Raw genomic sequence first — 20,334 nt, 5'->3', positions numbered from 1 at the left:
TTTCACCCCTTACAGTTCAGGTTTTGCTTTATGATGGTCTGTCGCTTGTTCGAATGCATGAGCGACGCGGTATACAGTGCTCTCGTCAAAGTGTTTTCCGATGATTTGCAGGCCGAGCGGAAGTCCGTCAGCAAATCCGCATGGCACGCTGATTCCCGGAACACCGGCAAGGTTGACCGGAATCGTTAAGATATCGTTTGCGTACATTGTGAGCGGGTCTTTCGTGTTTTCACCGATTTTAAACGCAGGTGTCGGTGTAGTTGGTCCAACAATGACATCATATTTCTCAAATACGTCTTCGAAGTCTTTCTTAATCAAAGTACGCACTTTTTGCGCCTTTTTGTAGTACGCATCATAGTAACCTGAGCTTAAAGCGAATGTTCCAAGCATGATACGGCGTTTCACTTCATTTCCGAAGCCTTCAGCACGCGTTTGCTTGTAAAGGTCGATCAGGTTTTCCGCATTGTCCGTGCGGTATCCGTAGCGGATGCCGTCAAAACGTGCAAGGTTGGCAGACGCTTCAGAAGAAGACAGCAGGTAATACGTCGCAAGCGCGTATTTACTGTGCGGAAGAGATACTTCTTCCCATGTAGCGCCAAGGCCTTCTAGAACTTTGAGCGCTGCAAGAACAGATTCTCTCGCTTCTTTGCCGACGCCTTCGCCAAGATATTCTTTCGGAACCGCGATTTTCAATCCTTTGATATCGCCAGTTAATGAAGAAAGAAAATCCGGAACGTCTACATTTGCGCTTGTAGAGTCCATTTTATCAACGCCTGAAATGGCTTGCAGCAAGAATGCGTTGTCCTCAACCGTACGTGTAATCGGCCCGATTTGGTCTAATGAAGACGCAAATGCGACCAATCCGTAACGGGACACGCGTCCGTAAGTGGGCTTTAATCCGACAACGCCGCAGAAAGAGGCAGGCTGGCGGATGGAGCCGCCTGTATCAGAGCCAAGAGAAAACGGAACTTCTCCCGCGGCAACTGCAGCCGCAGATCCGCCGCTTGAACCGCCAGGAACCGTATCTAAGTTCCAAGGGTTTTTCGTCAGCTTGTAAGCTGAGTTTTCTGTTGATGACCCCATGGCGAATTCGTCCATGTTCAGTTTTCCGATTGTAACCGCTTCAGCATCTTGAAGGCGCTGAACGACAGTTGCGTCGTAGATCGGGTCAAAGTTTTCGAGAATTTTGCTGGAGCAAGTCGTGCGCAGCCCTTTTGTTACGATATTATCTTTTACGCCGATCGGCATACCAAAGAGAAGACCATGCTCAGAACGGCTGTCAACCGCCTCATCGAGCTCCTTCGCATACGCGCGCGCTTTTTCTTCATCTAATGCCAAAAAGGCTTGTACCTTATCATCTACCGCTTGAATGCGTTTATAAGATTCATCGACCAGGTCAGAAATCTTAATCTCTTTTTTATGTATGAGCTGTTTTAATTCTGTGATTTTGTGATCAAATAATGACATTCTTGTGTCCCTCCTTTAGTCCAGAATTGATGGCACACGAATATAGCCGTCTTTGTGGTCAGGCGCATTTTTCATGACATCCTCAACCGGAAGACCTTCACCCGCTTCATCTTCTCTCATGACATTTTTCATTTTCAGCACGTGAGTTGTAGGCTCAACATGGTCTGTGTTGACTTCATTCAGCTCCTCGGCAAATGAAATGATGCTGTCAAGCTGTTCAGTGAACATTTTTGCTTCTTCTTCAGTAATCGCAAGTCTCGCAAGATGCGCAACGTGCTTTACTTCTTCTATTGAAATTCGTGACATATGATCCACCTCCACATATTTCTCCGTTAAGTCATATAATACTGATCATATCAAAAACAAGCCCTCTAAAGCAACAAAACGCCTTGGGGCGGGCCTGTGTTTTCGAGACAATACCCTATATATTTTATACTAAAAAGAGGCGAAGGAGAAACGAAATATTTTTCTGAAAATTTTTACTTTAATTATTTTTGAAAGCGTTTTAATCTTTATTCCCTTCTAGGTTTGCCCCGGTATTTCCCGCTGACCGTCTATGTTTCATCGCTTGAATGGGTGGGAATACTTTGTTAGGTTAAGTTACCAAGTGCACCTGCAAAAGAATGTCTTTTGTGTCGCACTTGCGCCAGACTGCTTAACTGGCACCATCAATTTGAGAGGTGATGCAAAATTATTAGAATTGAAGAGAGGGTAAAACGTGAGTATTGAAATTATTATTTCTTTAGGAATTTACTTTATTGCCATGCTGTTAATCGGCTGGTATGCATTTAAGAAAACAACTGATATCAACGATTACATGCTTGGGGGAAGAGGTCTCGGGCCGTTTGTTACTGCTTTGTCTGCCGGAGCGGCGGATATGAGCGGATGGATGCTGATGGGTGTTCCCGGCGCGATGTTTGCGACAGGGCTGTCAACCTTATGGCTTGCTTTAGGTCTTACAATCGGGGCGTACTCAAACTACTTGCTGCTGGCTCCAAGGCTGCGTGCTTATACGGAAGCGGCGGATGACGCGATTACGATTCCTGATTTTTTTGACAAACGATTCCAGCATTCTTCATCACTGCTGAAAATCGTATCTGCTTTGGTTATCATGATCTTTTTCACATTGTATACCTCTTCCGGTATGGTATCTGGCGGACGGCTGTTTGAATCTGCTTTTGGCGCGGATTACAAATTAGGCTTGCTTCTGACTACCGGTGTTGTCGTATTGTACACACTGTTTGGCGGTTTCCTTGCTGTCAGTCTGACTGACTTCGTGCAGGGTGCGATCATGTTTGCAGCACTAGTGCTTGTGCCGATCGTTGCTTTTACCCACGTGGGCGGCGTTGCTCCGACTTTCCATGAAATCGGCGCTGTTAACCCACATTTATTGGATATCTTTAAAGGCGCGAGCGTCATTAGCATTATTTCCTATTTAGCCTGGGGCTTAGGCTACTACGGCCAGCCTCATATTATCGTCCGATTTATGGCCATTAAAAACATTAAAGATTTAAAGCCTGCGCGTCGAATCGGCATGAGCTGGATGATCATTTCAGTTCTCGGTTCCGTGCTGACCGGTTTGGTCGGTGTTGCTTATGCCCATAAATTTGGTGTTGCTGTAAAAGATCCGGAGATGATATTCATCATCTTCTCTAAAATCTTGTTCCACCCTTTAATTACAGGATTCTTATTGTCAGCTATTTTGGCTGCGATCATGAGTTCCATCTCCTCACAGCTCTTAGTAACAGCAAGTGCTGTGACAGAGGATTTATACCGGACGTTTTTCAGACGAAAAGCTTCCGATAAAGAATTAGTAATGGTCGGGCGTCTGTCCGTCTTAGTGATTGCCGTTATTGCGGTATTCTTATCATTGAATCCGAGCAGCTCCATTCTTGATTTGGTCGGATACGCGTGGGCCGGCTTCGGTTCAGCTTTCGGACCTGCGATTCTGCTCAGCCTGTATTGGAAGCGGATGAACGAATGGGGCGCGCTTGCTGCGATGATTGTCGGGGCTGCGACCGTGTTGATCTGGATTACAACCGGCCTGGCAAAATCCACCGGCGTGTACGAAATCATCCCTGGGTTTATCCTCAGTATGATTGCCGGCATTATCGTCAGCATGATCACAAAGCGGCCTGCAAAAGCCTCTTACCGATTATTCGGTGTCATGGAAAAACTGTTAAAACGCAAAAAATAATCAAAAAGCCATCAAGCGCTGCTTGGTGGCTTTTGTGCCCTTGTTTTGCGATAAATACTGTGAGAAAATCATATTTATTTAAAAACACCATAGATAAGGGGGAAGTTGCTGTTGAGCTGGTATATTGATCCTGACATTTTATTAAAATTAGGCATTGCCACTTTGATTGGCATGGTCATCGGGCTGGAGCGCGAGCTGAAGAATAAGCCGCTCGGGTTAAAAACCTGTATCGTTATCGCCGTCAGCTCATGCATGCTGACGATCGTCAGTATTAACGCGGCATATCATTTCCCTAAATACTACCGCATCATGATGGACCCGCTGCGTCTGCCTGCGCAAATCATCTCCGGCGTCGGGTTTATCGGCGCAGGTGTCATTTTGCGAAAAAGCAACGACGTCATTTCCGGCTTAACCACATCGGCTATGATTTGGGGTGCGGCAGGGCTCGGGCTTGCTACCGGAGCGGGATTTTATAAAGAAGCCTTTGCCAGCCTTCTGTTCATCCTGATCAGCGTTGAATTTCTGCCGTGGGCGGTCAGAAAAATCGGTCCAGACCGTCTGCAGGAAAAAGACATCCGCATCAGAATGTCACTTTCTGATAAAGACAAAATGACAGAGATCTTAAAAGAAATGAAAAGAAGAAACATTAAGACACACTCCGTCCGAATCGATGACCTTCATGAAAAAGAATTTCCGATCATGGAAGTCAAAGTCCGTGTCCATAAAAACAGATACACGACCGATGTCTACTATGATATAAAAGACATTGAAGGTGTCGTCGGCGTAAAGTGCGATACATTATAAAAGCCAATGGGGCATTATATCCCATTGGCTTTTTTCGTTCTAGACGAGCTTAGAAAAATCAAATTCTGTGATCGGCGTGCGGTTTTCTATATCCCTTCTGAAACCGGCCAGCATTTCTTTTTCTTCTGCGCCTATTGAGTTAAGATCAAACATTTGATGCAGCAGCCCGTATATCAGCATGTGACGCAGGCGGAGAAAATCAGGTATTCTTTTCAGCCACGAAGCATCAAGATCATTTTCTTCTCTGTATCCGTTCATAAAGTGCGTCATAAATTCCTCTGTAAACACGGCTTTATTTTCATATGGAACGACCGGGTACCACAGCACATTATAGAGGAGAATGCTGATATCATTGACAAACCAATTGTAGCCGATGTCATCAAAATCAAATGTTGTGATTTTCCCTTGGTCCCAGTTAAAATTGCCATGGTGGAGGTCGGCATGAACCAAGCCGTAGCTGTCCCTGCTTTTTGGTAATTGACGCAGTTCATTCATTAGCTCATCCGCCTGCTGAAACACCTGAGTCTGGTCTTCCGGCACGTATTTTCTAAGCATCAGCTGCTCTTCTTCATCCCACTCCTGTCTTTTAAAAGCAGGATTGTTGAGCTTGTAACTTTTTGTCAAGCTGTGCATTTTCCCTGTGTATCTGCCAAGCTCAAAAAATAGGGTTTCATTCCAGTCGGATTCGTCCACTTTGCGCCCCGGCGCTTTTTCATAGGCTCGCAATAAAAATGCTCCGCCGCTTCCGTCAGGGACTTCTTCAATCTCTGTGCCGTTTAGCGACAAAATCGGTTTTGCGACTGAAAGCCCGCCTTCATCCAGATGACGGAGCCATTCCATTTCACCCATCATATAATCAGCCGATCTGCGAATTGTATGGGTAATCTTTAAAATATAAAGTTCATTGTCTTTTATAAACTCATATACATAGTTTTCGGCATCAGCCAGAAAACGCACCTGATTTCTTGAAAAACCGTATCTCTCCGCAGCCTCTGCCAAAACCTTCTCCTCACGAAATACTTTCTTGATTTCTTTATGCACGTTTATCTCCCTTTCTATGCTTTTGATTTCTTCTATTGTTTTTACACGATTTCCAGCATCAACATACCCCCATTTGGTTTTTGTTTCGGCAGAAGCGGAAACGATTGCGGTTTCCTTATACTGTTAATTGTAACACAAAAAAACCCTCGAGCCTTAATTGGCACAAGGGTTTTTTGCATGTTTATCAGTCATAAATATGAACAGTCGGCTCTTTATCGCCAGCATCGCGGAGAATGACCGCTTCCTGTCCGTCTGAGGATGTAATATCCACTTCGAGATCTAGTGAGCTCTTTGAGTAGTAGTCCATGACTTCCCCCGTTAAGAATTGGGTAAACGCGACGACTTCACTCTTTCCGTAGAATTGCATCGGAATTTCAATTTTCATTTTCTTCATTTCATCGTTTTCATACAGGGCCGTTCCGACAACACCTGTGTAGTTCGGGAAGTAGTTGTCAATTGAGTTTTTGAACCGTTTAAAGACTTCAGTATCATCAGGATATTTCTCTGCAGTGCTCGTATCGGCCGGATAGAAGACGTATTTTTCATTTACATCGTCCCAGTTTGAGATATCAGAGGAGCCTGCTTTGACTTCTGTTTTGGCGATAAAATTGCCGGGAACGATTGATGTTTTGGACGCCTGTTTGTAAAGCGCAATCGTAATCGGCACATTTTTCAGGTTGTCTTTTTTGCGAAGGCGGTTAATGACCTCCTGCGCGATTTTTTCTCCCTGTTTACGGAGTGTGCTGTTGTCAATCTCCACTTCTTTTTGAGGGTCGCCTGTTTTTTCACGGTAGTAATACACTGAATTTAACGCCAAGCCGATCATAACGCCGCCAAGCTGGATGGAATTCTTGTCTTTTCTGACTAAGTAATCATGTTCCAGCATAGAAGCTAAATAAACCGGACTGCTTTCGTTTTTCTCTTCAGTTGAACCGGAGCTAGGGAGTGCTGGGTTCAGACCCTCGTTTTTAAAGTTTTTATCTTCTTTTTGGGCTTTTTTCAGATCAGATCCTGTTTTTTTCCGAGCCAGCCAGCTTAATACTGTATCTTCATCTAAGTATTGTCCTTCTTGGAACAGATAATCGTCTGTCGAGAAAGAGTCCTGGGCAAGGCGCATCAGCCCCGTTTCAAACTCATCAATATCAAGTCTTGTATTCAGCTGTTCCGTTGTCAGGCCGCGTGCTTTCCCCGCCTTAAACGGAAGCACCATTTTGTAATAGGAGTCAGAGATATTGTATTTCGGGATAATCGCTTTTTCTGATGATTTCGCCGTTTTTTGCGTAATCTCTTCCTCCTTCTTCCCCCCAAAACCTGACGAACAGGCAGACAGCATTAACACTGCCGCCGTTGCCGCCATTACCAACGTCTTTTTCAATAGAAAACACTCCTCTTATTTCTTTAGCTCTCCCATTAACTGTTCTTCATTCCACACTTCAATATTCAGCTCTTGCGCTTTTGTCAGCTTGCTTCCCGCCGCTTCTCCGGCGATGACCAAGTCTGTGTTTTTGCTGACGCTGCCAGTCAGCTTGCCGCCGAGCGCTTCGATTTGCGCTTTGGCATCGTTTCGTGACAGTTGTTCCAGCTTTCCTGTCAGAACGATGGTTTTGCCTGCAAAATAGGAATCGCTGTCCTCTGCTTTAACTTTTTTCGGGCCTTTGTAGAGTGTGTTTACGCCCAGCTCCTGAAGTTCATCAAGGAGTTCAAGCATTTCTTCTTTATGGAAATAGGTGATGACTGCGTCAGCCATTTTTTCACCGATTTCATCTATTGCGAGAAGCTCCTCTATGGTGGCTTTTTTCAGATTATCCAGACTTTCAAAGTGCATGGCGAGCGTCTTTGCAGCCTTCGAGCCGATAAAGCGGATGCCGAGGCCGAATAACAGGCGTTCTAATGAATTTTCCTTCGATTTCTGTATAGAGCTGATCAGGTTTTCAGTTGATTTTTCGCCCATGCGTTCGAGCTGAATCACCTGTTCCTTCGTCAGCTTATACAGATCTGCCACATTTCGGACGAGATTCTCCTGAAACAGCTGTGTGATGACTCGTTCGCCAAGCCCGTCAATGTTCATGGCATTGCGGGAGACAAAATGAATCAGCCCTTCTCTGATTTGTGCAGGGCATTCAGGATTGATGCAGCGAAGCGCCACTTCTCCTTCAATGCGGACGAGTTCACTGCCGCATTCAGGGCATTCTGTCGGCATGCTGAATTCCTTTTCTTCCCCTGTCCGCTGTTCAACGAGAACGTTCACGACTTCAGGAATGATATCGCCCGCTTTTTTGACGACTACCTTATCCAAAATCCGGATATCCTTCTCTCTAATTAAATCTTCGTTATGAAGGGATGCTCTTGAGACCGTTGTACCGGCTACTTTTACAGGCTCAAGAATCGCGGTCGGCGTAATCACACCCGTTCTTCCGACATTTAATTCGATATCGAGAAGCTTTGTCACGACTTCTTCTGCTGGAAACTTGTACGCGATGGCCCAGCGCGGGCTTTTCGCCGTAAAACCAAGCTCCTCCTGTTGATCAAGGGAATCCACTTTGATGACGATACCGTCAATTTCATACGGGAGATCGGCGCGTTTCGCCTGAAGCTCATCGATCAGCGCAATGACTTCTTCTATGCTGCCGCATTTTTTCCGTTCCTGGTTCGTTTTAAAGCCGATGTCGTCGAGAAAATCAAGTCCTTGGCTTTGTGTCTCCACACCCATTTCGTCAAGCTCCGCTATACTGTAGACGAAGATATCGAGATTTCGTTTCGCCGCAATTTTAGGGTCGAGCTGTCTGAGTGACCCCGCAGCGGCATTGCGCGGATTTGCGAACGGTTCTTCCCCGTTTTTGATCCGTTCTTCATTGAGCACTTCAAACGAACGCTTCGGCATATACGCCTCGCCGCGCACTTCAATCGAAAGGCTGCGTTTCATTTTGAGCGGAATAGTGCGGATCGTCTTCAGATTTTCCGTAATATCCTCTCCCGTTGTCCCGTCGCCTCTTGTCGCGCCTCTGACAAAATAGCCGTCTTCATAACGGAGAGAAACAGCAAGACCGTCTATCTTCAGCTCCACATTATACGCCACATCATCACCCACGGCCTGGCGCACACGGCGGTCAAAGTCGCGGAGATCGTCAGCATTAAACGCGTTGCCCAGACTGAGCATCGGCGTGCCGTGAGTGACTTTTTGAAACGCTTCAAGCACAGCACCGCCGACACGCTGCGTAGGAGAATCAGGCGTTCTGAGGTCTGGATGCTCCTCCTCAATCGCAATCAGCTCCTGCATCAATCTGTCGTATTCGGCATCCGGGACGCTCGGTTCATCTAAGGTGTAATATTCATAGCTATACTTGTTGATGGTGCGGCGCAGTTCTTCTGCCCGCTGCTTCGCTGTTTCTTTGTCCATCTGCTTCTTCCTTTCCTCTTCAATTACTGCTTTTCTATTGGCGCGAATGCCGCTAATAAGCGTTTCACACCGATCGGGCTCGGGAAGGCAATATCGAGTTCGGTCCCTTCTCCTTCGCCTTTCACGCTGACAACGGTTCCTATGCCCCATTTTTTATGCCCGGCTTTATCTCCGACAGCCCAGTTTAGGGTATCGCCGCCTGTTTTGCTTGCGTAGGACACCGGACGGGAAACAGGGCCGCGTCTCGGCTGCATTTTTCTCGCAGACGGCGCTCTCGTTTCTTTTTTCTCATTTAGGTTTTCCAATAAATCATCAGGAATTTCACCGATAAAGCGTGATTCCGGGTTCATATTTGTTCTGCCAAACAACGTGCGCATTTTTGCGTTGGTCAGATAAAGCTCCTGCTCCGCTCTTGTAATGCCCACGTAAGCGAGACGGCGTTCTTCTTCCATCTCTGCTTCTTCCATCAGTGAACGACTGTGCGGGAAGACGCCTTCCTCAAGTCCCATAAGGAAAACAACCGGGAATTCCAGTCCTTTTGCGGCGTGCAGCGTCATCAGCGTGATCGCATCCGTGCCGCCGGATTCTTCCTCTTTCTGGTCGAGCTGGTCGATATCAGCGATCAGTGCCAAATCAGTCAGGAACGCAACGAGTGTTTTGTCTTCGCTTTTCTGTTCAAAGTTTTTCGTTACAGACAGGAACTCGTCGATGTTCTCTAAACGGCTTTGAGCTTCAATTGATTTTTCAGCCTTCAGCATTTCTCTGTATTCGGTTTTATCGAGAATTTCTTCGGTCAGCTCGGTAATTGATAAATAGTCCTGCATGTTTGTCAGGTTCTCAATCATCTGTCTGAAGCTGTCGAGCGCGTTTGCTGCCTTGGCGCTGACGCCAATGAAATCAACCTGCTGAATCGCTTGGAATAGTGACAAGCCGTTCATCGCTGCATATGAAGCGATTTTTTCAAGCGATGTGGCGCCGACTCCGCGCTTCGGCACATTGACAATACGCGTGAAGCTGATGTCATCATCCGGATTGGATACGAGCCGCAGGTACGCGAGGATGTCTTTGATTTCTTTTCTGTCATAGAACTTTGTGCCGCCGACAATGTTATAGTTCAGGCCCGCTTTGAGAAGCGTTTCCTCAATCACACGGGACTGGGCGTTTGTCCGGTACAAGATGGCGATATCCGACAGCTTCCGTTTGCCGGAGTTATGAAGCTCATAAATTTTCCCGGCAACAAATTGTCCTTCACCGAATTCATTGTCTCCGCGGTAATAGGAAATTTTAATGCCTTCATCGTTTTCCGTCCATAGATTTTTCGGCTTTCGGTTTGTGTTGTTTTGGATCACTTCGTTGGCCGCGCGCAAAATCCGTTTTGTTGAACGGTAGTTTTGTTCAAGCAAAATGACGCTGGCATTCGGATAATCCTTTTCAAAGGAAAGAATGTTGGCAATGTCCGCCCCGCGCCATCTGTAGATGGACTGGTCGGAGTCACCGACAACGCAAAGGTTCTGGAAGCGCTCCGCCAGCTGCTTCACGAGCATGTATTGCGCTCTGTTCGTATCCTGATACTCATCGACGTGGATGTATTGAAATTTGCGCTGATAAAACTCAAGCACTTCCGGAATACGGTCAAATAGTTTAATGGTCGTCATAATTAAGTCGTCGAAATCAAGCGACTGGTTTTTCAGCAGTTTTTTCTGATAATCAGTGTATACATCGCTGACGACCTGATCATAGTAACCGCCGGCAACCTTAGAAAATTCCTCAGGTTCGGTTAATTCATTTTTCGCACTGCTGATCGTGCCAAGGATGCTCCTCGGATCAAATTTTTTCGGATCGAGGTTGCGTTCCTTCAAAATTCCCTTGATGACTGAAAGCTGGTCAGCCGTATCAAGGATTGAGAAATTGCGGTTGATCCCGATGCGGTCGATATCTCGGCGCAAAATCCGCACACACATGCTGTGGAACGTGGAAATCCAGATATCATCCGCTCCGGGCCCGAGAATGCTCTCCACACGTTCTTTCATTTCTCTGGCCGCTTTATTTGTAAATGTGATCGCCAGAATGTTCCACGGCGCCACATGCTTTTCCGCCATTAAGTAAGCGATTCTGTGCGTCAGGACACGCGTCTTTCCGCTTCCCGCTCCCGCCATCAGCAGCAAAGGCCCGTCCGTTGTTTTGACAGCTTCCTGCTGAACGGGGTTTAATCCGCTTAATAGTTGATTGCTAATGTAATTCAAAATTCGTCACCCGCCTATACAAACATATGTTCTATCATAAACCAAATCCGTACATTTCGCTACTCGCCTTTGACAGCTGCTACTGTCTTCAGCGCTTCATCAAAATTCTCATACACAGCGTTGCCCACCACAATGACATCCGCGTGCTCGGCATACTGTAATGCCGTCTCCGCGTCTTTGATGCCGCCTCCGTAAAACAGGGTGGACGTTTCCAATACAGCCTTCGTTTTCTTCACGGCTTCTATGTCCCCAAGAGCGCCGCTGTATTCCAGATAAAAAACCGGAAGCCGCAGCAGCTCAGACACGCGCGCATAGGCGATGATATCGTCATGATTCAGATTGGTGTCCGCCTCCGTTAAAGCCGCGGCTTTGCAATCAGGATTTACGATACAGTAGCCTTCCGCCACGATTTCTTCCATCGACATCAGTTCTCCATATTCCTTCATGGCTTTCTGATGCATGCCGACTATCCAATCCGGATTTTTGCTGTTTAATACACTCGGAATAAAATATAAGTCAAAGCCAGGGACAATCGCTTCAATCGCTGACACCTCAAGGACACACGGCACCAAAAACCGTCTCACCTGAGACAGCATCCGCAGGACATTATCCTCCGTCACACCGTCGCTTCCCCCGATAATGACCGCATCAGTCCCTGACTCACAAAGAATCTCCAGCTGTTCATCAGGCAAATCTTTATTTGGATCGAGTTTAAAGATATGCTTCCACTCCGTTACATCGTACACGTCATCCGTTCCTCCATTCGTTTCTTACCATTTAAACATTATAACAAATTCACATAGCGCGGAAAAACGGAAAAAACCGTCATTCTCGTTATTCACTGAAAAAGGTGTTTTGATTCTATTTCCCCTCTCTTTTTATAGAAACAGACAGTAATATTTTCTATTGTTTGGAAACGCTCCAACAGTGGAAATGGTTACATAAAAAGGGAGGCTAACAGATGGAATACATCATTATTGCACTTATTGCATTTATCATCGGGATCATCGTTATCCCCATCGCATTGTTTGTCTGGATCTACATAAAGGACGAAAAGCAGAAGGAGCATTCAATCCTCCGCAATTATCCTGTCATCGGAAGGTTTCGCTATATTTTTGAAAAAATCGGACCGGAGCTGCGGCAGTATTTATTCAGCAATGACAATGAGGAACAGCCTTTTTCACGAAAAGAATATGAGCAAACAGTCATATCAGGAAAATACAAAAGCAGAATGATGGGATTCGGATCGGTAAGAGATTTTGATCAACCGGGCTATTATATCCGAAACGCCCTTTTCCCAAAGCAAAAAGAAGAATTGCGTGTGGGCCAGTCTCCGAAAATCGAAACCCACATCTATAAAATCGATTCGGACAATCTGTTCAGACGCAGCGAGCATGCCGAACGTACCAAGGCTGATCCGTATTTTCTCCATCCGGATGATGTTCAAGTCATCGGCGGGAGTACATGCGAAAAGCCTTTTTATGTGAAGGGATTAGTCGGTCAATCCGCCATGAGCTACGGTTCACTTGGAGAGCGCGCCATTACGGCGCTGTCAAAAGGGCTGCACCAGGCGGGCGGCACTTGGATGAATACCGGTGAAGGCGGATTGTCTGAGTATCACTTAAAGGGAGGTGTTGATATCATCTGCCAAATCGGCCCCGGTCTATTTGGCGTACGCAATAGAAAAGGGGAATTTTCGTGGGAGGAATTTAAAAAGAAAAGCCGGCTAGATCAAATTAAAGCGTTTGAGCTGAAGCTCGCACAAGGAGCCAAAACCCGCGGCGGACATGTGGATGGCGCTAAAGTGTCAGAAGAGGTGGCAGACATTCGGAATGTCGAACCCGGAAAGTCAATCGACAGCCCAAACCGCTTTCATGAATTTTCAAGCGCGCCTGAAATGCTGGATTTTATTGAAAAGCTGCGAGACGTCGGTCAAAAGCCGGTCGGCATTAAAATTGTTGCAGGCCAGCCTGATGACTTGCATGAGCTTTTTTCTTATATGCAGAAAAGCGGAAAACATCCTGATTTTATTACGATAGACGGGAGTGAAGGCGGTACCGGCGCTTCCTTCTATGAGCTTGCCGACACAGTCGGCCTCCCGATTATGACGGCGCTCCCTATCGTTGATACGCTGCTCAGACAATACGGCTTGCGTGACCGTATGAAACTTTTTGCTTCCGGAAAGCTGCTGACCCCTGACAAAATCGCGGTCGCTTTAGCTCTGGGCGCTGACTTTGTCAACATTGCACGCGGCATGATGTTTTCAGTCGGATGCATCCGCGCCCTCGTCTGCCACACCAACACATGCCCGGCAGGCGTTGCGACAACAGATCCGAAGCTGCAAAAAGCGCTGAGCGTTGAGGAAAAGCAGCACCGCGTCTGCAACTACGTCATTTCGCTGCGTGAGGGGCTGTTTAATCTGGCCGCAGCAGCCGGGATCGATTCGCCGGTTCACTTTTCCAAGGAGCATGTTGTCTACCGAAAAGAGGATGGCAGCACAGTTGACATTGACAATCTGATTGAGAAAATTGTTTCATAAAAAAACCGCCCCTTGCCAGACGGCAGGGCGGTTTTTTATTTGGAAGAAGACTCTGTTTCATTCTCCTTCACACGGTCAAGCGCCATTTCATATGCGTCATTTCCATAATTTAAGCATCGTTTCACTCGGGAAATGGTCGCTGTAGAAGCGCCTGTTTCAGTTTCAATTTTATGATACGTGTTTCCTTCGCGAAGCATACGCGCCACTTCAAGGCGCTGAGCCAGCGATTGAATTTCGTTAATTGTGCAAAGATCATCGAAGAACCGATAACATTCCTCCAGGTCTTTCAGCGATAAGATCGAGTTAAATAACTGGTCCAGTTCTTTGCCGCGTAATTTATCGATTTGCATCGTTACACACCTTCTCCTTTACTAATGGAAGCCGCATCGAGATCAGGCACGATATTTATCCATGTCTTTCCTGGCACAAACGGCAGCCATTTGCCGTCTTTCACCGGCACAATTCTTCCGTTTACATTTTTCCAGTCTGCTTCAATGACGTTTCCGTGCTGAAACAGCAGACCTTTACCCCCTGATTCTATGTCGATGTCACGCCTTCCATCTTGGTCAATAATATGATGGCTGGCTTCAACAATGAAAATATTTTGCATTGCAACCGGCTTTCCGGTTTCCCGGTCTGTCGTCATGACACCATCAGAGCTTCTCGTATAAGCTTCAGTTTTTTTATCATAGTTGTATTCGACAAGATTTGTAACGTTTTTTGTTCCATAATCTACCCGAACATTATAAGATTCATTTACAGGTTTTGCATCTGATGTTTGAAACAGCATTGGATCTGTTTCCTGCTTCAGCTCATATCCCTTTTGTTCCGCCGCCTTTTTTATGTACTGATAAGACGTGAAAGAATTGTGGGGCGGTTCGCTGAAATCAGCTCTCCAAAATAAGCTTCCGTCAAAATCCAATCCGTTCATATAATCGGCAGCTCCGGATTCCAGCTGCTCCTTGGCGCCGGGACTCCAGCCGTGATGGACAAATATGCTGTCAAAACCGTTGCTGAGAGTGACGAAATATTCCCGCGCACTCCGCACAGGTCCGACAGTTTCAGGCATCTGGCTTTGAAAAAGGGCCAGAAACCTTGTAATTTGGCCTTCGGCAAGCGCTTCTATGACAATGTCGGCTTTAGACAGTCCTGATTGCGGCCTCGCCTTCGGGTGATTGTTCACCACGACAGCAACAGGCCTGCGTTCAGTCACCTTCTGCTCAGTCTCCAGTCCCGTCAAAGGAGCTTTCAGCTTCTTTGTGTGATCAGGGACAGCGTCCTTCTGCTGGCAGGATACTAGCAGGAAAAACGCGAAACACAGTACGCAAACTGTCATCCATTTTTTCATATGTCGGCTCCCCGCTCTTTTATATTTTAACGCATTATCGATGGAAAGAGTACAGTTTTTTTCATCACGTCGAAGATTCCCCTTGGCGTAATGCGTATATACGGGAGGTGCGTGCTTTGCAAAAAGAGCAGCGTATAAACCGGATCACAATACTCATAGCCTCTTTCAGTCAAAAGATCTCTCAGCTTCTGTTCCTTTTCCAGCACGATGTCATACGATTCCGAAGAAGCGCATCCGCACAGTGAAAGCGGAATTTCGTGAAGGATTTTTCCGTTTTCCGCAAGCACAATTCCCCCGCCAATTTCTTTCATGCGGGAAAAAGCAAGCAGCATATCCGCTTTGCTTTTTCCAATCGCGACAATATCCCCCGTCGTCGTAAAGGAGCTCACAAATCCCTGCACACTTGACGCAAATCCTTTTATCATCGTATTAACGCGCCATTTCCCATGTCTGTCAAGCATCGTTAAATAACTTTCATCATGGTCAAATGAAAGCTGTTCGACCGAGTTGTCGATTTCAATCATATACGGCTCCATAATCACCGCATTCCGCATTTTTACGCCCATCGGCATGGAAAACTGCAAATCATCCATTGTCATATCATATGAAAGCTCAAGCGGGACAAGACCGCCTTTGTTCCAGTTCGTATGTGGAAACGCATTCATATCACGGCCGTCTTCACGCAGAATTTTGCCTTTTGACAGAACGGTTACCGGATTCGGCTGCAACGGGTCCTCAAGGATATTCAGTGATGCAAGTCTTCCCGGCCCGACAACGCCTAAATAATCATCCATTTGGTAATACTTTGCGATGTTAAAGGATGCCATATTGTACGCATCGATTGCCGGAACCCCTTCTTCCAGCGCAATCCGGATGAGCTCGTTTGTCATGCCGCCTTTATAGAAATTAGGCGTAGCGCCGTCTGTTGTGTAAAAAAAGTGGTCGTAGTAGCGGAAGCCCTTTTCATGAAGCTCCTGCAATATGTTTCTTAAATCAGGGCGAATGGACGAATTTCGAAGTGATACATAATAGCCCAGTTCCAGCCTTCTCATCACTTCATCACCTGTCATGGCTTCATGATCACAATCCGCTCCGAACAGCTTCATTTTTGTAAGCGTTTTATCTGAAGCGCCGGGAAAATGCCCTTCTATGCGTTTCCGCTGTTTTTTTGTGGCCTGCATGCAGTGAAGCATTAAATCATCGCCATCTACAAGACGCGGCCAGCCGGTCATTTCTCCGCCTTGAATGACATCAGGATGTTCAATCCACTGCTTTCTGACGTCAAATGGAAGAACGTGATCCTCGTTCAGCACCTCGGTCTGCAGGTCATACCGTGACCACCAAAAATACTGAACCGGAAGCTTTTTGAGTTCGTTCAAAATAGTAAGCGCTTTCTTTTTTCCGCTTTGCAAAAGCAAAAATAAGTTATCATTTACGAATGTCGTTGTACCGTACTGAGACACATATTCCGCCAGCGTTTGGGGATTATATATTTGAAAAGGATGTGCGTGCGGTTCAATATAGCCAGGCACAATGTATTTTCCTTCACAATCAATCGTATGAATTTCTTCGGTTCTATCCGGAAGTTCATGACCAACATAAACAATACGGTCCTGATAAATCCAAATGTTTTTTTCAGCCATTGTTTTACATATGGATTTAAGACGAGAGCATTCCGTAAAAGGAGCGTTGGAAGCAGCTTAGCGTCTACAACATCAACCTGTGCCCTGATGTCTTTGTTTTTCCAGTTAAAGGTGCGTTCGGACATTCACATACTCTCCTTTACATGTATTAGACTCATGTTATCACATCCTTCTCCATCACGCACGATAAAAACGTTACAAATTTTTGAAGGTTCAATTAAAAAACTTTTTTAAGTAAAAGGAGCAGATTTCATGAAACCAAACATCAGTCTCATCAATGCCGTCTTCCGTATCGCCTGCGGACTGACAATTATGTCAGCCGCCAGCGCCAAGTATACGAAAAAACCTTGGTGCAGAATGCATCTGTTCTGCATTTTTATCGGCGCCATGAAGGCAGGTTCAGGCATACTGCGTTTCTGCCCTGTGACCTATATGTTTCAAAACAGCACTGGTGAAAACCATGGACAGGATCATCAAGAATCGTAAGCAAAAAAGCTTGATCATGAAACGTGATCAAGCTTTTTCTCAGTATATCTCTTTGTCTTCATATAGAAAAAACCAACAGCCGCAAACGCAGCCGGATACAAGAGAGCCCAGCCGCTAAATAAGTAGATCACTGTACAAAGAAGAAGCGCCCCCAAAGCCATCCACCAGCCTGAATCCTTCCAGTTCAGCAGCTTCAGCGCTGCCGCCATTGTGCATATGTAAGATGCGATGAATGCTGAGCTTGGTCCTTTAAGGAGCGTTGTCAGATCAATTTGAAATATGCCGTTTGCCATAAGAACGAAACCAAACACGAAAGCCAGCGCTGTTAATACACGGACAGGTGTATGTTTTGTATGACTGAGCTTCCCGAAATACCCGGGAATATGACCTTCTCTTGCCAACGCATAAACCATTCTTGAAAACCCTGCAATGTTGGCATGAATGGTGGCGAATGTAATAAAAAGAGCTAAACAAGTCGTTACATATACCCCAATATCCCCTGTACCTTTTGATATGAGCATCGTCAGAGATGCGATTTCTCCTTTTTCTCCGTATGCATGAGTGCCCACAGTGACAAACGATAGCATGATATAAAGCACCGCCACACAAGCAGCCGCTAAGAATAAACTGATTGGAACATCCTTTTCCGGATGTGTAAACTCTTCAGCTAATGGGGTAATCATTTCCCAGCCTACAAAAGAAAAAAAGATGATGACAGAAACAGAACCCGCGGCAAACCAGCCATGAGGCAGAAAAGGCTTAAATTCAGCTGCTTTAACGTGGGGCAGTGAAACAGCAACAGATATGACAAGCAGCAGCAGAATGACACAGATGACGAGTATGCTGATGTTTGCTGATAATTGAATGCCCCTGATATGAAGCCAAATGGAGATCGCCAGCATACATGCTGCAATGAAAGCAATCTGCCAATCCGAAGCCTGTGTGACGTAGCTGACATAATGTGCGCCAGTCAAAGCGATCACCGGCACACCGATCGGAACCGATCCCAGCATGATCCAGCCCAACATGGCTCCGGCTTTTGGCCGAAAAGCAAGCTGAACATAAGCCGTAATCCCTCCTGCGCTTGGCGCCATTCTGACAAGGCGCGCCAGTGTGCCGACGAGCAGAAATGATAAGAAAGACATAAATCCCCAAACCAATACAGAAGCGGGGCCGGCAGCATCAGCCGTGACAGACGGAAGGATTAAGATCCCGCAGCCTAATACGGCCCCGATCGTTAATGCCGCTCCTTGAACCCAAGTAATCGAACGCTGTAATTCCGGCAAAATGATTGCCTCCTTTCATGTTAATGGCTTTATTATAGAAAAAAACAAACGGCACCCATATGCTACAATTAAGCTAAATCAACAACATTTCCTCATAATAAAAGGAATTCTCATCAATTCACTTAAACATATAAAGGAGCAATACCAATGGACGATACAGACCTTCAGATTCTTTCGCATTTGCAGCAAAATGCCAGATTAACGATGGTTGAATTAGGAAAGCTTGTCGGACTCAGCTCTCCGAGTGCGGCGGAACGTGTCAGAAAGCTTGAGGACAAAGGGGTCATTACCAGGTACAGCGCTGATATCTGTTATGAAAAGCTAAACAAACATGTCACTGCTTTTATCCTGATGGAGCCGAAAAGCTGCAAGCACTACGCCGCCTTTGCCGCAGCTCACCCCGATGTGGCAGAGAACCACCGGATTACAGGTATGTACAGCTATGTGACAAAAGTGGTGACGGAATCTGTGCATAGTCTAGAAGATTTTATAGACGCTTCGATGGCCCACGGAAAACCGACCACGCTTGTTGTGCTTTCTTCTTCCGCTTTCCGGCATGCTTTTGCATAACAAAAAACCCGCAGCACAATCTGCGGGTTTTTCTTCACTTTATTTTTGGGCAGCCTTCAGAGCTCGTGCTCCGATATCTTTTCGGAAAAACAGGCCGGGTTTGATGATCTCATCAACGGCTTTGTACACTCTGTCTCGTGCCGCTTCAAACGTTTCATCAAAAGCGGTCACATTGGCGACACGGCCGCCGTTTGTGACGAACTCTTCACCTTCTGTTTTCGTTCCGGCATGGAAGACGACAACTTGATCAGCATTTGCTGTCAGGCTGCCAATCGGCGTGCCTTTTGCATAGCTTTCAGGATAGCCTTCTGAAGCAAGCACGACACTGACTGCCGCCGTATCCTTCCATCTCAAGTCAACTTCCTTATCATCTAAAAGATCTAGAAGCACTTGTACCAGATCAGAATCCATACGAGGCAGCACAACCTGCGTTTCCGGGTCGCCGAAGCGGGCATTAAATTCAATGACCTTCGATCCATTCGCAGTGAGCATCAGCCCCGCGTACAAAACGCCTGTGAAGGAACGCCCCTCTTGAACCATTGCTTTTGCGGCTGGCTTGACGATCGTTTCTACAGCATGACGCACGGTGTCTTCCGAAATTTGCGGAACAGGAGAGTAAGCGCCCATTCCTCCTGTATTCGGCCCTTTGTCTCCATCAAACGCGCGTTTATGATCCTGGGCAATGACCATCGGATATACCTTTTCTCCTTTGACAAATGCCATGAGGGAAAACTCTTCGCCGGAAAGAAATTCTTCGATCACGACAGATGCGCTCGCATCACCGAATTTTTCATCTTCAAGAAAGTCATGCAGACACGCGATGGCTTCTTCTTCCGTCATCGCAACGGTTACGCCTTTTCCAGCCGCCAGTCCGTCCGCTTTAATGACAATCGGAGCGCCTTTTTCCTGCACATAAGCCTTGGCTTTTTCAAAGGATGTAAACGTGTCGTATTCTGCGGTCGGAATGTCGTATTTCCTCATTAAATCCTTTGCAAACTGCTTGCTTCCTTCGATGATCGCAGCGGCTTTTGACGGACCGAACACACGAAGACCGGCTTTTTCGAACTGGTCAACAAGGCCTTCAATTAAAGGAACCTCAGGCCCGACAATGGTCAGCCCGACCTGATTTTCTTTTGCAAATGAGACAAGCCCGGCGTGGTCGCTTTCCTCAATGTTTACAAGCTGTGCAGAAGATGCCATGCCGTCATTTCCCGGAGCGGCAAATACCGTATCAACAAGGCTGCTTTGCGCCACCTTCCATGCCAGCGTATGCTCTCTTCCGCCTTTACCGATAATTAATACATTCACGTCGT

Annotated in this window: 16 protein-coding genes and 1 pseudogene; 5 read left to right on the top strand and 12 right to left on the bottom strand. The window is 46.4% G+C overall.

Annotated features, from left to right (window positions below; translation table 11 throughout):
* Window positions 1-9: 9 nt before the first annotated feature.
* Window positions 10-1,467 (bottom strand): Asp-tRNA(Asn)/Glu-tRNA(Gln) amidotransferase subunit GatA, encoded by a 1,458-nt coding sequence (gatA, locus tag AU387_RS14130; protein WP_024120464.1) that lies wholly within the window; start codon window positions 1,465-1,467, stop codon window positions 10-12.
* A 15-nt stretch (window positions 1,468-1,482) separates the two neighbouring features.
* Window positions 1,483-1,773 (bottom strand): Asp-tRNA(Asn)/Glu-tRNA(Gln) amidotransferase subunit GatC, encoded by a 291-nt coding sequence (gene gatC / locus AU387_RS14125; protein ID WP_059335956.1) that lies wholly within the window; start codon window positions 1,771-1,773, stop codon window positions 1,483-1,485.
* 412 nt (window positions 1,774-2,185) lie between these two features.
* Here gatC and opuE point away from each other — a divergent pair, with 412 nt between their 5' ends.
* Together opuE and AU387_RS14115 are read left to right on the top strand one after the other, a co-directional pair.
* Complete coding sequence (gene opuE / locus AU387_RS14120; RefSeq protein ID WP_059293360.1) at window positions 2,186-3,664, top strand: proline transporter OpuE; 1,479 nt, start codon at window positions 2,186-2,188, stop codon at window positions 3,662-3,664.
* A gap of 105 nt (window positions 3,665-3,769) precedes the next feature.
* Window positions 3,770-4,468, top strand: coding sequence for an MgtC/SapB family protein (locus AU387_RS14115; RefSeq protein ID WP_081638247.1), 699 nt, complete (start codon window positions 3,770-3,772; stop codon window positions 4,466-4,468).
* 39 nt (window positions 4,469-4,507) lie between these two features.
* On the opposite strand, the gene AU387_RS14110 is transcribed toward AU387_RS14115, so the two are convergent.
* The 5 genes from AU387_RS14110 to pcrB all read right to left on the bottom strand — a co-directional run bounded on the left by AU387_RS14110 (window position 4,508) and on the right by pcrB (window position 11,895).
* The gene (locus AU387_RS14110) at window positions 4,508-5,515 is read right to left on the bottom strand and encodes a phosphotransferase enzyme family protein (RefSeq protein WP_193789273.1); all 1,008 of its coding nucleotides are present in this window, start codon (window positions 5,513-5,515) and stop codon (window positions 4,508-4,510) included.
* A 178-nt stretch (window positions 5,516-5,693) separates the two neighbouring features.
* Window positions 5,694-6,884: a CamS family sex pheromone protein gene (locus tag AU387_RS14105; protein ID WP_024120459.1), complete on the bottom strand. Its 1,191-nt coding sequence runs from the start codon at window positions 6,882-6,884 to the stop codon at window positions 5,694-5,696.
* Between the two features lie 15 nt (window positions 6,885-6,899).
* Window positions 6,900-8,906, bottom strand: coding sequence for an NAD-dependent DNA ligase LigA (ligA, locus tag AU387_RS14100; protein ID WP_059335954.1), 2,007 nt, complete (start codon window positions 8,904-8,906; stop codon window positions 6,900-6,902).
* 23 nt (window positions 8,907-8,929) lie between these two features.
* Window positions 8,930-11,149, bottom strand: a complete 2,220-nt coding sequence (pcrA, locus tag AU387_RS14095; protein WP_059335953.1) for a DNA helicase PcrA — start codon at window positions 11,147-11,149, stop codon at window positions 8,930-8,932.
* A 59-nt stretch (window positions 11,150-11,208) separates the two neighbouring features.
* A complete protein-coding gene (pcrB, locus tag AU387_RS14090) occupies window positions 11,209-11,895 on the bottom strand; it encodes a heptaprenylglyceryl phosphate synthase (RefSeq protein ID WP_059335952.1) in 687 nt (228 codons plus the stop codon).
* Window positions 11,896-12,110: 215 nt separating this feature from the next.
* On the opposite strand from pcrB, the gene AU387_RS14085 reads away from it, so the two are divergent.
* A complete protein-coding gene (locus AU387_RS14085) occupies window positions 12,111-13,688 on the top strand; it encodes an FMN-binding glutamate synthase family protein (RefSeq protein WP_059335951.1) in 1,578 nt (525 codons plus the stop codon).
* 35 nt (window positions 13,689-13,723) lie between these two features.
* On the opposite strand, the gene AU387_RS14080 is transcribed toward AU387_RS14085, so the two are convergent.
* The 3 genes and pseudogenes from AU387_RS14080 to AU387_RS14070 all read right to left on the bottom strand — a co-directional run bounded on the left by AU387_RS14080 (window position 13,724) and on the right by AU387_RS14070 (window position 16,804).
* A complete protein-coding gene (locus tag AU387_RS14080) occupies window positions 13,724-14,038 on the bottom strand; it encodes a YerC/YecD family TrpR-related protein (RefSeq protein WP_014479070.1) in 315 nt (104 codons plus the stop codon).
* Window positions 14,039-14,040: 2 nt separating this feature from the next.
* Window positions 14,041-15,036, bottom strand: coding sequence for a DUF3048 domain-containing protein (locus AU387_RS14075; RefSeq protein ID WP_059335950.1), 996 nt, complete (start codon window positions 15,034-15,036; stop codon window positions 14,041-14,043).
* A gap of 26 nt (window positions 15,037-15,062) precedes the next feature.
* A pseudogene (locus tag AU387_RS14070) lies at window positions 15,063-16,804 on the bottom strand (adenine deaminase).
* 127 nt (window positions 16,805-16,931) lie between these two features.
* Between AU387_RS14070 and AU387_RS14065 the strand changes: the two are divergent.
* Window positions 16,932-17,165, top strand: a complete 234-nt coding sequence (locus AU387_RS14065) for a YgaP family membrane protein (protein ID WP_024120452.1) — start codon at window positions 16,932-16,934, stop codon at window positions 17,163-17,165.
* A gap of 14 nt (window positions 17,166-17,179) precedes the next feature.
* Here the strand turns inward: AU387_RS14065 and AU387_RS14060 are convergent, their stop codons facing one another.
* Window positions 17,180-18,454, bottom strand: a complete 1,275-nt coding sequence (locus tag AU387_RS14060; RefSeq protein ID WP_059335949.1) for an APC family permease — start codon at window positions 18,452-18,454, stop codon at window positions 17,180-17,182.
* 144 nt (window positions 18,455-18,598) lie between these two features.
* Between AU387_RS14060 and AU387_RS14055 the strand changes: the two genes are divergently transcribed.
* Window positions 18,599-19,021, top strand: coding sequence for an Lrp/AsnC family transcriptional regulator (locus AU387_RS14055; protein WP_059335948.1), 423 nt, complete (start codon window positions 18,599-18,601; stop codon window positions 19,019-19,021).
* 39 nt (window positions 19,022-19,060) lie between these two features.
* Here the strand turns inward: AU387_RS14055 and purD are convergent, their stop codons facing one another.
* Window positions 19,061-20,329, bottom strand: coding sequence for a phosphoribosylamine--glycine ligase (gene purD, locus AU387_RS14050; protein ID WP_059335947.1), 1,269 nt, complete (start codon window positions 20,327-20,329; stop codon window positions 19,061-19,063).
* Between the last annotated feature and the right edge of the window lie 5 nt (window positions 20,330-20,334).

Origin of the sequence: Bacillus halotolerans (genome assembly GCF_001517105.1) — a bacterium.
Lineage (GTDB): Bacteria > Bacillota > Bacilli > Bacillales > Bacillaceae > Bacillus > Bacillus halotolerans.
Note: the sequence above shows the minus strand (reverse complement) of the source record. Positions and strands in the feature narration are given on the sequence as shown.

Coding starts and splice junctions, on each gene's coding strand:
- AU387_RS14085 (WP_059335951.1), top strand. CDS start 12,111: ATGGAATACATCATTATTGCACTTATTGCATTTATCATCGGGATCATC.
- AU387_RS14080 (WP_014479070.1), bottom strand. CDS start 14,038: ATGCAAATCGATAAATTACGCGGCAAAGAACTGGACCAGTTATTTAAC.
- AU387_RS14055 (WP_059335948.1), top strand. CDS start 18,599: ATGGACGATACAGACCTTCAGATTCTTTCGCATTTGCAGCAAAATGCC.
- gatC (WP_059335956.1), bottom strand. CDS start 1,773: ATGTCACGAATTTCAATAGAAGAAGTAAAGCACGTTGCGCATCTTGCG.
- AU387_RS14075 (WP_059335950.1), bottom strand. CDS start 15,036: ATGAAAAAATGGATGACAGTTTGCGTACTGTGTTTCGCGTTTTTCCTG.
- gatA (WP_024120464.1), bottom strand. CDS start 1,467: ATGTCATTATTTGATCACAAAATCACAGAATTAAAACAGCTCATACAT.
- ligA (WP_059335954.1), bottom strand. CDS start 8,906: ATGGACAAAGAAACAGCGAAGCAGCGGGCAGAAGAACTGCGCCGCACC.
- AU387_RS14065 (WP_024120452.1), top strand. CDS start 16,932: ATGAAACCAAACATCAGTCTCATCAATGCCGTCTTCCGTATCGCCTGC.